At 25.7% G+C, this 14,648-nt stretch carries 14 protein-coding genes and 1 CRISPR repeat array; all 14 genes read right to left on the minus strand.

Annotated elements, in window-relative coordinates; all coding sequences use genetic code 11:
- Positions 1–3: 3 nt before the first annotated feature.
- On the minus strand, positions 4–132 hold the full coding sequence (locus tag IC175_RS19375) for a hypothetical protein (RefSeq protein WP_255613285.1): 129 nt from the start codon (positions 130–132) through the stop codon (positions 4–6).
- A 211-nt stretch (positions 133–343) separates the two neighbouring features.
- The gene (locus tag IC175_RS04895) at positions 344–553 is read right to left on the minus strand and encodes a hypothetical protein (RefSeq protein ID WP_227851189.1); all 210 of its coding nucleotides are present in this window, start codon (positions 551–553) and stop codon (positions 344–346) included.
- 293 nt (positions 554–846) lie between these two features.
- Positions 847–1,275, minus strand: coding sequence for an N-acetyltransferase (locus IC175_RS04900; RefSeq protein WP_227851190.1), 429 nt, complete (start codon positions 1,273–1,275; stop codon positions 847–849).
- 129 nt (positions 1,276–1,404) lie between these two features.
- A CRISPR array of direct repeats spans positions 1,405–2,088; the repeat unit is 29 nt; unit sequence CTTTACATACCACTTAGTTAATATAAAAC.
- 183 nt (positions 2,089–2,271) lie between these two features.
- Positions 2,272–2,538, minus strand: coding sequence for a CRISPR-associated endonuclease Cas2 (gene cas2, locus IC175_RS04905; RefSeq protein ID WP_227433950.1), 267 nt, complete (start codon positions 2,536–2,538; stop codon positions 2,272–2,274).
- A 3-nt stretch (positions 2,539–2,541) separates the two neighbouring features.
- Positions 2,542–3,522, minus strand: a complete 981-nt coding sequence (gene cas1b / locus IC175_RS04910) for a type I-B CRISPR-associated endonuclease Cas1b (RefSeq protein WP_227851191.1) — start codon at positions 3,520–3,522, stop codon at positions 2,542–2,544.
- Positions 3,523–3,524: 2 nt separating this feature from the next.
- Positions 3,525–4,043 (minus strand): CRISPR-associated protein Cas4, encoded by a 519-nt coding sequence (cas4, locus tag IC175_RS04915; RefSeq protein WP_413927232.1) that lies wholly within the window; start codon positions 4,041–4,043, stop codon positions 3,525–3,527.
- Between the two features lie 47 nt (positions 4,044–4,090).
- Positions 4,091–6,412 (minus strand): CRISPR-associated helicase Cas3', encoded by a 2,322-nt coding sequence (gene cas3 / locus IC175_RS04920; protein ID WP_227851192.1) that lies wholly within the window; start codon positions 6,410–6,412, stop codon positions 4,091–4,093.
- Positions 6,399–7,124, minus strand: coding sequence for a type I-B CRISPR-associated protein Cas5b (gene cas5b / locus IC175_RS04925; protein WP_227851193.1), 726 nt, complete (start codon positions 7,122–7,124; stop codon positions 6,399–6,401). The genes cas3 and cas5b overlap by 14 nt, the downstream gene beginning before the upstream one ends.
- A gap of 1 nt (position 7,125) precedes the next feature.
- On the minus strand, positions 7,126–8,040 hold the full coding sequence (gene cas7i / locus IC175_RS04930; protein WP_227851194.1) for a type I-B CRISPR-associated protein Cas7/Cst2/DevR: 915 nt from the start codon (positions 8,038–8,040) through the stop codon (positions 7,126–7,128).
- Between the two features lies 1 nt (position 8,041).
- Positions 8,042–9,913, minus strand: a complete 1,872-nt coding sequence (cas8a1, locus tag IC175_RS04935) for a type I-B CRISPR-associated protein Cas8b1/Cst1 (protein ID WP_227851195.1) — start codon at positions 9,911–9,913, stop codon at positions 8,042–8,044.
- Positions 9,914–9,918: 5 nt separating this feature from the next.
- Positions 9,919–10,656 (minus strand): CRISPR-associated endoribonuclease Cas6, encoded by a 738-nt coding sequence (gene cas6, locus IC175_RS04940; protein WP_227851196.1) that lies wholly within the window; start codon positions 10,654–10,656, stop codon positions 9,919–9,921.
- A gap of 78 nt (positions 10,657–10,734) precedes the next feature.
- On the minus strand, positions 10,735–11,688 hold the full coding sequence (locus tag IC175_RS04945; protein WP_227433943.1) for a WYL domain-containing protein: 954 nt from the start codon (positions 11,686–11,688) through the stop codon (positions 10,735–10,737).
- Positions 11,689–11,923: 235 nt separating this feature from the next.
- Entirely contained in the window at positions 11,924–13,840 is a 1,917-nt protein-coding gene (locus IC175_RS04950; RefSeq protein WP_227851197.1) for an ABC transporter permease, read from the minus strand.
- Entirely contained in the window at positions 13,840–14,586 is a 747-nt protein-coding gene (locus IC175_RS04955; RefSeq protein WP_227433941.1) for an ABC transporter ATP-binding protein, read from the minus strand. The genes IC175_RS04950 and IC175_RS04955 overlap by 1 nt, the downstream gene beginning before the upstream one ends.
- Between the last annotated feature and the right edge of the window lie 62 nt (positions 14,587–14,648).

Genomic DNA, 14,648 nt, shown 5'->3' on the forward strand with positions numbered 1-14,648 from the left:
TTTCTATCTCTTTAATGTACCGACCATAACTCTTAAATCAATTGTTATATTAGATATCCCTGACTCTATCAACCTTAAAATCTCTTCTTCATCTGATGTTGATGTTAAAGGAGTCATTTTAACTAAGTTCATTAAATTTAATATATTGATATCAGTTTTATAATTGATTCTATTTTCATAAATTACATCAAGGTGTTTTTTAAATCCAGCTACAATGTTTTTATTATTATAATCATTATTCTTTATATTTCCCTGTATACTTTTCCTTATTTCTTTTAAATAATTTGATTATTGGACAATCTTTACTATTATTCCATCATCATTTAAAGCCCTTGTAAATTCCTTATAATTTGCAGGAGAAATTATATTTAATATTTTTATCTTCATATAATTTATTTAAGAAATATCCTTCTCCACATCCAGCATCTAAAATGTGGTTATGCATTACATACTTTGTTTCTTCTATTAAATTATCATATACTTTAGAATTATATATTTCATGTCTTGATTCAAATAATTCTTTATCATAAATAGTTTTAGTATTACTATTCAATTTAAACAGCACGAAATTATGGCTACTTATATAAGGTATATTTCTCTATCTTATATAAAATCATGTTATAAGTTTTTGTGAAATAGCCACAATTTGTGTGCTATCCTCTTATTCTAAAATAATGCATAAATGCTCTTTTATTCATTATTTTATCCTCCCATAGTTATATATTTTGTAATATTGATTAAATTACAAGCATATATAATTCATGATTTTAAAGTTTACTATTATAAAAATACATCTATTTGAGTAATAAATTCTTTTGTTACTATTCTAATGTGAATATACTAAAGTTATTTACTATATTCCATTATATATTCTTTAAATTCTGAATCTTCATTTATTTGTTCTTTTACTATATTAAAACCTTTTTTGATATAAAATACAACTGCCTTTTTATTATCTTTATATACTGCTAAGCTTAGATTTTTATATTCTTTAAGTGTATAGTCTAAAAGTTTACTTCCTATTCCTAAGTTTTGATAATTTGTACTTATAAACAATGCTCCTATAAATTCATTGTCTATAATACTTATAAATCCTTTTATTTCTTCTTCGTCATCATATACAAAAGTTTCAGATATAGGCATATATTCGTTTTTAACAGTATTGTAGTTATCTTTCCAATAATCTTTATTTATAAAATCATGTGCTTTGATTGTACTTTCTTCCCAGATTTCCATTATTTTTTCTATATCTTTGTTATTTGATTTTCTTATCATAAATTTTATTTCACCTCATTTTTTTATTGCTTTCTTATTATTATTTATAGAATATGTATGTTTTATTTAGATATTATTCAGTTAATATAAAACCTAATAGCTTTGAAACTTCTTCTACTTTCCAATCCACTTTGCATACCACTTAGTTAATATAAAACATTCAAAGAAGTATAATAGCTTACTTCCCATGTTACCTTTACATACCACTTAGTTAATATAAAACTACAAAAGAAGCATTAGACAACTTATTTACAGAGTTGACTTTACATACCACTTAGTTAATATAAAACGATACAATTCTTACTTTATTATTTTTTAAAGTCTCTACTTTACATACCACTTAGTTAATATAAAACACTAGCTAAGTCTTACGATAAAAGAAAGAAAGCTTTACATACCACTTAGTTAATATAAAACACCAGAAAAGGAAGGTGGTGATATTCTTATAACAAACTTTACATACCACTTAGTTAATATAAAACTTTTATAAAAATCCTGATTGGTAGAAATTTTAAAAATCTTTACATACCACTTAGTTAATATAAAACGAGTCATCTGGAACAACCAAATCACCCTCACCTTCTTTCTTTACATACCACTTAGTTAATATAAAACTAAAACAAGTGTTACTAAGAATAAGAATCAAAATAACTTTACATACCACTTAGTTAATATAAAACATGAAAAAAGACTTGCATACGCTGATGTTACTAATTACTTTACATACCACTTAGTTAATATAAAACTATATAAAATTTCGTTCTCAATTTCTTTGCTTTTTTAGCTTTACATACCACTTAGTTAATATAAAACCCCAAAATAGGTCTAATTGAATACATTGAAAATACTATACTCAAGCAATTACAATTAAATAAAAATATCAAATTTTGCAGTGAGCGAACAGTAGTGCAATTGAGAATAATTATTACACACTCTCAATGCCTTATATTCCAACTGTTAAACCCTATTTTAGCATAAATTTCGCTCACTGCAAACCTATATAAACATTTCATCAGAATACTTATCAATACCATAACATTTCTTTTTAATTGAATTAGGATTTTTTATCTCATAAACATAAATAGAATCTTCACTATTATCAATAACCTTTTCTATTTCAGAAATACATTTATGTAACTTTCCATCAGTAATATCTCCTTCAAAAACAGAATTCTGTGTCCAAGTCAAATATTTTCTGAGTATTTTTCTAATCCTGTTTAGTGATTTAGGTTCAACAACATCATAAGTAACAATAACAAACATTCTCTACCACCATGCCTTTAAAACTTTATACTTTTCATCATTGATAAAATGTTTAATCAATTTATAACATTCTAACCTTATAAACATTCTATACGAAGCTTTTCTATTAAGATTTCTATGTTTTATAGTTGTTTGCATCTTATTTTCAAATTCTTGTAAAAATTTCTTCTTTCCTTTTTCACTTAAATAACAAATTTTGTCCTGATATTCAAAATCACTCTTATTAATTCTTTTGTTATTAATCAAGCTAAAAATTATTGTATCAATTATAATAGGCTTGAAAATTTCTGCAATGTCTAAGCTTAAAGAAAATCTCTTTGTTGATGGTTCGTGTAAAAAGCTTATTGTAGGGTCAAGTTGTGTCTTATATATCTCACTTAAAACATTCGCATACATTATGCTATTTCCAAAAGACATAAGAGCATTTACTGGGTCTTTAGGAGGTCTTTTTTCTCTTTTATAAAACTCAAAATCATCTTTCAATATTTGATTAAATGATTTATAGTATGTTTTTCTTATTCTACCTTCTTTACCCATAAGTTCTGATATTTCTTTGACATCATCCAAACTATTTAGTTCATCTTTTATAGTATCAATTAAGCTTTCATCAACTTTGTAATACCTCATATTTCTTAAAATATGGTATGACGCACTTTCCACAAAGGATTTTGCTAAATATAGTCTTTCATTTTTATCTAAATAACAGGCTGATTGACATACTAAACTGAATCCTGATACATTTTTCTTCCTTGGGTAATATGTACCTGAATAATATCCATAGTAATTATAGAAATGAAGCATAACCCCATATTGACTTATATAATTTATCAGTTTTGTGTTTAAATCAACTTCGCCATATATATGAATATCATCAACTTGTTCTACTGGTAATATTTTTTTCTCACCTTCCAAATTATAATAGTAAATTATATTTTCTTTTCTTTTTATATTACCATTACTTATAATATAATAATCTCTATACATTGTTACTCCTCCTTTACAAAACAAAATTCATAATAAGCACATTTTGTACAATAGGGTTTCTTTTCAATTTTTGGAGGAGATAACTTCATATTTATTTCATTTATATTTATAAGTGTGTTTTCAATAATTCTTTCTTTTTCCTCTGTCAATATCAATTCTTCTTGCTTCTTTTCCTTAACGTAATTTATAGTTCCTTTTTTCTCTATACCCATACTATTCTTTAAATAGTATAAGTAATAGTATAACTGCATTTCATCTGCTTCTTTCATCTTTGAACTTATTTTCACTTCTTTTACATACTCATCCTTTAATATATCTAGTTTTAAAATATCATCAATCAACACTTCTTTATTTTTCATTCTTTTATATGAATCTTCATGTACTATCTTTCCAGATAATACCCTATTACTATTTTGTTCCATAGTTATTCCTTTAGAGAATAACCATAGTTTTCTTTTACATACATAATAATAATTTATCTTTACACCTTGAACTTTTAATACGTCTAAATCTATTGGCACAAACTCACCTTCTTTAGTAAATTTTAGCCACATTGTTAATATAAAAATCAAATAATTTGGTCTATTTCCTTATCTATAAGCACACCTTTACCAAATATCTGTTTTGTATGTTCATTTTCATGTATATCATATTTATATAAAAGTATCTTTAAATCTTCCAGACCTTTTACATCTATGTCCACTATATTTTGCTTAGCTTTATATTTTGGTATATTTACACTTTTTTTAACTATTTCTCTTCTAATTTTTTTTCTCTTAAATTTTATTTCATGTATTAATTGTCTGTCTTCATTACTATATGCCTCTGTAAGTTCTTGACCCAAATTTTTATAATTTTTTATTAAAGTTTCTTCAATTTTATTATATATATCTTCTGGTATTACTGTATATCCTTCAATATTTCTAAGTATATTTTGTGCATCTTTAGAACCCAAACTATATGGTGTTATAGTATCTAAAATATTTAAAGCACTGGTAAATTTCTTTTTAAAATCTGTACCTTCTAGGCTTTCTTTAGAGTATAATACCTTAACCATTTCGACTTTAGATTTTTCTTCCATCTTTAAATATTCTTTACCATTTATAGAAGCTTTCAATAGCTCAAGTCCATTTTTTACAATTTTTTCATCATAAATACTTCCTATTCCTGTAGCCTTTTCTGTATATATAAATATATTTGGACTATTTTCTTCATACTCACGACTTCTATAACATCTACCAAATCGTTGAAATAAACTGTCAAGTATTGAGTTTTCTGTATGAAGTTCATCAAAATCAATGTCAAGAGATGCTTCTACTAATTGTGTGGTAACCCAAACTCCATTACTATCACTATCTGCAAATTCTTTTATATATTTTTCTAGCTTTGCTCTATCCTCTTGTATATACATAGAATGTAGGAGATTTACATTAGTATCTATTCCTTTTGAACTAATAATACCTTCTATTAGCTCATATTTTTCTACAGCACTTTTAACTGTATTTACTATTACTAAAACTTTTTTACTCATTCCACTTTGTATTATTTCGTCTAAATTTTCATTTATTGAATTTTCTACAATAGATACACAATGTCTTATTTTTTCTGTATTACATGTCAATTCAGCTAAGTTACTATCCATTACACCTCTTTTTTCTAGTTCGTCTATATATATAGTTGGCATGGTAGCTGTCATTATCATAAATTTGCCACCTATTTTATGTATCATCTCTATACCTTTTACCAATACAGCTGCTATTTCTGGTGAATATGCTTGTATCTCATCTATTACTACTTTTGAATATGCTAATGTTGAGTACACTTTTTCATACCCTCTGTACAAAAAAGGAAATTTAAATATTTGGTCTATTGTAGAAAATGTTAGTTTGCAAGATAATAACTTTGCTAAATCTACAATCTCATTTGAATTTTCCTGATTACTTTCTTCCAGATAATCTATTGCTGTTGAATGTAACAATCCTAAGAATGTATCATTTGAGTCTTCTACTCCAGCTATATTTTTTGCCCTATCAAATAACGCATTTATACTTATCCTTAGTGGTAGAGTGAAAAATGCCTTATCTTTATCTATCCAAATTAAAGCAGTTTCTGTTTTCCCAATACCTGTAGAGGCTATCAATATTATATTTTTATCTCTATTAGATTTAGCAAATGATTGGGCTTCTCTTAAACTACCAAATTCTTTCATTAAATAATTCTCTGTCTGTTCTCCTATATTCATAACACTATTGCATTCCACAACTTCATGAGCAGAAGCACTGTGGTCTAGTCTATGAAGAATACCTTTTAACATAATATATAAATGATAGTGTTTGTGATTTTTATCTATTCTTTTTATTACACTCTGTAGATACGCTTTACTTAATTGTTCTGTTCTTATTGGATATCTAGCTTTAAATTCATGTTGTAACTCATAAACTTTATTTATTAAATCTTCATCTAATATTTTTTGTATTAAATTTCTAAAATCTTTATCTATAAATGTATCTCTTTCATGATGATATACAATAACTTGATTTAATACTGCTCTCAATTCTCTATCTTTTGACCTGTCTATACAACTATAATCAATAAATGCAGGAGAAAGATAATTATGACCTATATTATTTTCTAAATGAGTTACTATTTTAAATTCATTTGTTTCAATATCCATTCTACTTCTTATTAGTTTTTGAAATGGAGAAAATGCTTTTCCAATATCATGAAATTCTATAACAAAATCAAGTAATTGCCAAAACTTATCTTTCTTTAGAAAATTTATACTATTTATATTTGTTCCATAGTATTCTCTTAACATGTTCATTTGTTTTAAAAGCTCATCAGTGTGTTCTCTCAGCGTTTCTACTGGATTAGATTTAGCATATAACATACTCTTCCTCCCAATTTATATTATTAAAATATAACAAATCTCCTTCATTATCTAATAATATATCTCCAATTGATATAGGAATTCCATCATCAACATAATAACTATCTACCTTATTCCAAACTCTTTTTTTATCTTCTTTAGCATTATTATCATAGTAATTATTAAGCCTGTAACTTATGCCCTCTATATATTCATCTTGTAAACTTGACTTTGGTATATATATAGGCATTCTTATATTATATTTTGATAACCTATAATTTTCATAATCATCTAACTGTATGTCCTCATCTACTTCAAATTTATTAACTTCTACAAATCTAATATCATTAATTCTTACTAAATCCTCTTTTCTACCTAATGATAAATGTTCACCACAATTTAATAAACTATCATATAAATTTTTTAATAATTCAAAATCTCCACCTATATGAATTATCAAATTTACATTCAATAACATATGACTGTTCATTGGCATAGACGTAACACTATCCTTTTTATAAAAATATGTTGTCTGATAATTATTAAATATACTTTCATATGTTCCTTGTACACTTATATTAAATGGTATATACTCTGTAGCATTTAATATTTTGTGAATTAATCCATTTACTGTAGAATATGGTGGCAGTGGATAAGTCTCTGTAATCTTCATAGCAAATGGTTTTTTATAGCATGCAGTTTCTTGAAATAAATCTAATTTCAAAACCTTCATATTAATTCACCTCATAATAGTCCTTTACTTCTTTAACTAGTTGCCCAAAAAATTTATCTACACTAAAAAAATTATCTTCAAATAACTCTTTAAACTCTTCTTTATTTGTAAATGCTCCATCTACCATACCCACATAGGTAAACTCTTTTAGACCCTTTCCTAAAAAAGTACCTCGAACTACTTCTTCTATAGATTTCTTATTTACTTTAAATCCATTTTTATCTCCTTTTAATTTAATTCTACCTAAGAAAAATGGATTTGCTATTTCATATACTCCTCCTACTACAAATAGAGGAGATAAATTTTCTTGTCTACCTCTAATATTTCTATTCAATATTTTTATTATTTCTAAAAATTCTACTACTCTCTTACATTTCTCTTTATTATCAAGTTCTATATCTCCATCCTTACCTATTTTAGATAAATCTATAGTCACTGTATATGTATAATAACTCAAATGTTGTTCTATGTTGGCAAGATTAGGGTGTTCTCCTATTCTATCTGCCAACCCTTTATTATTTAAAAAGTCCATATCGCTTCTATATGGCTCAAGAGAAATTGCATTACTCAATCTTATAGTAGCTTCTCTAGTCACTGAACCTCCTTTTTTATCTTTTTCATCTTTTTTATTTGTTTTCATATATCCAAATAGGTCCATTTCTTCTGATTCTCTTATACTTATATTATCTCTAAACTGAATTGTACCTTTTCCTTTATCAACAACTTGTAAATTCCAATTAAATAACTCCGAAGCTAATCTTACTATGTCATATCTTAAACACTGACGAGATGCAAATGTATAGATGTTTCCGTCAGCCCTACTTAGCTTTTTTAATTCTGATATATTACCTATACCTTCACCATAGTTTAAACTTTGAGCCTGTGCTATTACAGTAAATGTTAGTCCTCTTTTCATCTTATTTTTCCTCCTTTTCGTTTGGTAGTTTATCTTTTCCTTCATATTTTCCAGAAATTAATCCAGATATAAAAGCATGACCTATAGATTCAAAGTCTAAATCTTTTTCAATTTCTATATCTAAAAGAAACACTGGAATCTGTTTTTCAGCTGACATAAAAATTCTTATAACTGTATCCATAAAATCACTTTTATTTCCAACTTTAACTGAATTTAAAAGTTTATAGCTTACTCCATCTATTTTATTTTTAGAATTTTTATTGACATAATGGTCATGTATATCACAACCCAAGTAATAAATTACTCTCAGTTTTTCATCATTCTTTTCCAAATTTTTACTATCCATTTTATATACCCCCTTCTTATAGCTATTTATTAATGCTCTTAATTGGACTACTCTAAAACAATCTATTCCTGATATATTTGATTTGTTATTGCTTTCCATATCATTCTTAACTTTATTTCTTAAAGTATTATTAGTTAAATGCTTTAAGTCCCTATTTTTCAAAAGTAAATCTAATATATTTGATTTAAGCTTATAATCATATATATTTTGTATTTTTTTATTTTCATCTGCAAATATTTTTGCTAAATAAGTAGGGATATTAAAATAATTTATCTTACATTTTTTAGAGTCTATACTTGCTTTAAATTCTACAAAAAGTATGTTATGAAGATGCCATTCACTTTTTAATTTATTTTCTTCTACTATACTTTTTATAAGTTGAGTAAAAGGACTTTCATCTTTGGAATCCGATATCTCACTTTTCTGTAATTTTAACTCATTATTTCTCTCAAAAAGCTCATTTATTGAAGTATCCATGTTAACAAATAAATAAAACTCATTATCTTCATTGGATAAATAATTTTTTCTTGTATAAGTAGACCCTGCTGGAGTACAAAACAATATAAGTTTACAAACATCACATATTGATGATGTATACTCCTGATTCCAAAACATATTCCTAGCATTATTGGTACTTACTCCAAGTGGAGCAAAATTACTTTCTGAATACTCATCTAATATGCCTTTGTAGGAACCACACATTTCACATACTTCTAAACTATCCATATACTGTTTTATATCTTCTATACTTTTATTTTTCTTTATAAAGTTTTTATTTATTTCCTTCATAATTTTTTCTATAGTATTTATACTAGACTTACTAACTTTTTTTTCACTTACATCTTTAGCTATACTATCTAATCTAGCATTTAAATAGTTTTTTAACTTATCATAGTCATTCTCTTCTAATAAATCCTCTAACTCCCCAAAATATATAATTTGTCTTAAATAATCATTAAACATTACCTGTTTTAATCCATATAAATCTAACTTAGCCTTAGCAACATTAAAAAAACTAACTTGTCCAAAATAATTATCTTGAACTACATATTTATAAAGATTAGCTGTAAGTCTATCATTTATTGATTTCATTTTAAATATATCCATAATCTCATCAATTAAAGTATTTAATAAATCAAATTCATCATAACTTTTTATCTTAGACATAATATCTAGCTTTTCTTTTATCAAGTTAGAATTATCTTCATCAAATTTTTTAACCTTATCATTTTGTTGCTTTATATTATCTTTAATTTTCTTAATTCCATCTTTGATTTTATCAGGCTTAGATTTAATAAAATTTATACTGTAATCGACACTCTTCCTAATCCTTTTTGATACATCATATTCATCCATGAAGTAATTAAAATAATACTCATGAAAGTTTTCAAGAAACGAACTATCAAATTCGATATAATCTTCCTTAATAAATATTTGTTTTTCAGTACCTGATTTTTTTAGTACATTTAGAAATCCAACTATTCCCATATTAAAGAACCAGTCACCCCTATAAACTCTTAGCTTCATTTATATCACCTCCATTCTAAAATATCTACATCCCCAAATCCTTGAGCTCGCCTAAATCCCACTCCTAAATTGTAGATAAGATTTAAATCGTCAATATCACCTTTCAATATAAACTTACCTTTGTAGCCATTAACATATTGATATTCCTTACCTGTTATTTTTTTAAACTCTCTTAAACTCTCTTTAACTACTACCTTTTTAAGAGCTATATTTTCAAACTCTAACTTTCTTTTTAATCCTTCTCCCCTATAGTTTTTTACAACTTCATTAGTTATATAGTTTAACTCTTCTATATATCTATCATCACTTATATCCAAAAATTTTCCTTCTTTAGATTTTATGCAGATTGGAGATAGAGCATTGAATAATACCATATCTTCTGTTATCTTCTTTTCTCTTGATAAATCTATTCTAATCCTTGTAAGTTCATAGTCTTTATATAAACATTTTTTAGAAGTTATTAATCCATTATATATATGGAAACCTAGTTCTAAATCTGGAGTACTTACATTCAGTATTACTTTATCTTTGATAATAAAATGCTCACCTTCAATACTATATTTTTTTATATAAACTGAAAATGTGAAATTCTTAGTTTTTTTATTATGCTTTTCGTTATAATAGTACATGTCTTTATAATAATATTCACTAGACTTCCTTATTGCCTCTTTTATAATACTCATGAAGAGTGAATTATAAGATATTGGTATACAATCTGTACTAAATTCAATTTTCATTTTCATAATATCACCTCTCTCAACTACTATATTAACACTAGACAGTGAACTATATCTGTCTTAATATAAAACTAATAAAAAAAATTAGTAAAGTTTTCTCAATTTTTCAATTTCAGATAAGATATCATTCTTCAGTCTCTCAGGTTCTATGACTTCAACATAAGCTCCCATACTTAAAATCCAGCTTTTTATTTCCTCATAACCTCTCATTTTAGCTTTAAACAATATAGATTCTTCATCAACATCACTAATTTGTTGATTATTAACCCATACCTTTTCCCTTATAATTGTTGCAAATGGTTGCTTAATTTTTATAGCTATATTAATTTCTTCTCCTTTGTAAATACCTATACTATTCTTACTATATTCGTTCCAATTGAAATTTCTATCTACAATATATTTTTCGTCTAAAACAATATAATCTTTAATTCTACATAATTTAAAATCTATAAACTTAAGTCTTTTTTCACAAAAAGCTACCATATAAGTATCTGATTTATAGTTAAACAAACCATATGGATGTACAACTCTTTCACTATTTCCAGAATTCAAAGAATAATATTTTATCTTAATTTTACGTTTTGTTGTATATGCTCTAGTTATTTCATTGCATTTCTTTTTTTCAAATCCATAATCACAATTACATTTTGCTTGTATTGTGAAATAATCCATATATGTATCGCTTTTTTCCCCTGTATTTAATACTGCTTTTATTTTGTCTACAATATTATTAAATTCATTTTTATAAATATCATTATTATACTTTAGTTGTGAATTTATCATATCTAGAATTGAAACTTCATTATCTAATAATCTAATGTATGAAAGGCTATTACATTTATCTATTTCATAACCACCATAAATTCCAGGTGTTGAGTTTACAAATATGCCTGCTTGTTCCAAATATTCTTTGTAACTTTTTATTTGCCTCTCACTTACTTCCAACTCTTCTGCTAACTCTTTGCATTTCATTTTGCCTCTACTTTGAATTAATATCATCATTCTCAATGCATTAGCTAATTTACTAATAAATAACACCCCCTAATAACATTAATTAATATTTTATATTATTTATTTCTACAGATATGTGCATATAACCTCTTTATACTTTATATAAGTAGAATATTTTTATAATTTTGACATTTATTATGTCATATTAGTATAGAATCTTAATAATTAATACAATAAAAAATATTACTGAAAAAATAAACATTTATAATTTCAGTAATATTAATTAATTTTAAACCTTTTTGTTATTAGTTAATTATATCCATTAAAAATTGACTAAATTTAATCTTATCTCTTTTAAATAACTATTTCTTACAAGTAAGAAATACACTATTTGAACTATAAACAAGCTTCCCATTACTAAAATCGCAGATGACGCAACCTCTATATCAAATGAATTTTTCAGTGCAGTAAGTGCAAATATCGAATGTATAACAGCTACTACATAAGGTAACAAAAACACAATCCCAATCTCAATGGTTGAAGCTCTCTTAATCTCCTTATATGTCATCCCCAATTTATTTAACTGTTCATACTTTTTCTTGTCAACTTGACAATCCATATAAAACTTATTATATAAGAAACTGCTTGTAGTAACAAAGAAAATTAAACCTATAAATATTGCTAAAAACATAAATGTAGAATATGTTAGTTTACCAGTTTCTATCATTAATTCTTTGGAGAAAAACAAATATGGTTGCATTCCAGACTCATTATCAAATTTATCTTCGAATTGTTTACATACATCTATAGTTTCACTTGAACCTTTTACCTCAAATGCTGAGAATCTATCTACTATAAATTTTGATTTTATACTATCATAAAAATTATCCTTTACCACATACATATTTTTATAATATGCTGGCATAACACATTCTTCTACCTGTTTTGCCACTCTTAAGCTTATATTCCCTATAATGACATTTTCTTTTACCTTTTTATTACCAGGTAGTCCTGATGAAAATAATGATATACATTCATTATCTTCAAAATTTATAGGCTTAACCCCTATACTCTTCGTAATTTCTAAGTACTTGGATTCTTTAATTATTCTTACATTAAAATCACTTTTCTTAGGAAATACAGTTTTAAACTCACCATTAACTCTTTCATAATCTATACCTTCTTTTTTTAACTTACTTTCTATAAAACTCATTCTTTCCTTATCTTTCTTTTTACTATCAGGTTTATTAGTGTCATTATGCAGAGTCATTGTTGAATAATATATTGTGTTAGGGTATATTAAATTAATTTGACGTTTTACATCTTTCCAAAATGAGTAAACTGTACCTATAGCAGTGAATGCCACTGCAGAAGTTATAGTTATCAAAAAGAATATCCTAGCATTATCCTTTACCTTATAAATTAAATTTGAAATCCAAAGCATATTTGTATTTCTTCTATAAAAACTTTTCTTCATCTTCAATTTTTTTATAAAGTACACACTAAATTGAGAAAAGAATAAATAAGTTGCTACTATAGTAAGAGATGTAACTGGAACTAATCGTAAATAAGTTGTATACTGGTCAGTTGATGTAACAGCACTATAATATGCTATTACAAACAGGCAAATACTTAATATAGCAAGTATTAGTGATGTTTTAGGCTCTGGTTTTGGAGTTTTTGTACCTTTAAGTAACCTCAATACTTGATTTTCTTTAATTATAAAAGAAGTAAATATAGATGTTAATATAGCTAAAACCATAAAATAAATTAAAGTGGAAAACATTGCATTTAATGGTATATAAAAGTTTAGAGGTGATAATTCTAAAAAGGTAGACATAACTACTAAAAATACCTTTGAAAAAATTAAACCTACTATTATTCCAATTAAAGAAGATACTATATTTATTACTATATTTTCTATAAGAACCAATTTCATTACTTGTCGTTTTGATATACCTGTAATATAGAGTATTCCAAACTCTTTATATCTACTTTTAAGAAAAACACTCACTGAATAAAATACAAAGAAGAATAAAAACAAATATGCAATTATTTTACTCATCTTAAGCCCTTCTTTTAAATAGTCAGGAAATTGAGATATATCTAAATCTGGATGACCTGTAAACATAATAAAAGAAAAAAGTAGTGACGAGGATATAACAATACTTGTTAAATATCCTAGATATGCTTTAATATTTCTTGAAATATTATTAATGGCAAATTGTTTTATGTTCATTAATTATCTCCTCCCAATAATGTAAGCACATCCATTACTTCTTGATAAAATTGTTCTCTACTATTTTCCTTATATATTTCATTGTATATAGCTCCATCCTTTATAAATAAAATACGATTACAATAGCTTGCTGCTAATGGGTCATGAGTTACCATCATAGTAGTGACTTTATTGTCTTTATTTATCTTTTGAAATAGTTCCATTACAGTCTTTGATGACTTTGAATCTAAATTACCTGTTGGCTCATCTGCCAAAAGTATTGATGGTTTATTGATTAAGGCCCTAGCAATAGCAGTTCTCTGAGCTTGACCGCCAGACACTTCAAAAGTTCTTTTATTTAATAAGTCTTCTATACCTAAAATTTTAGATACTTCATTTAGCTTTTCATCTTGCTCTTTTACACTTACCTTATCCAATGTCAATGGCAATACTATATTTTCGCCAATAGTTAAAGTATCCAATAGATTAAAATCTTGAAATACAAACCCCAACTCTCTTCGTCTAAATAATGCAAGTTCTTCACCTTTTAGTGATAATGGATTTTTACCTTTTAATTCTATTTTTCCTGTAGTTGGCTTATCTATAGTAGAAATCATATTTAAAAGAGTGGTCTTTCCACTTCCAGATGGTCCCATAATTCCTACAAATTCTCCATCATCTATACTAAAACTTATATTGTTTAATGCATTAAAAATCATTTTTTTACCATATACCTTGCTCAAATTACTCACAATTAAAGTTTTCATTATTTATAGCTCCTTTATAAGTTATAAAATGACATGCAGTATATATTAAATACTACTCATAT

The sequence above is a fragment of the Clostridioides sp. ES-S-0123-01 genome (genome assembly GCF_020658415.1).
Classification (GTDB): Bacteria; Bacillota; Clostridia; order Peptostreptococcales; family Peptostreptococcaceae; genus Clostridioides.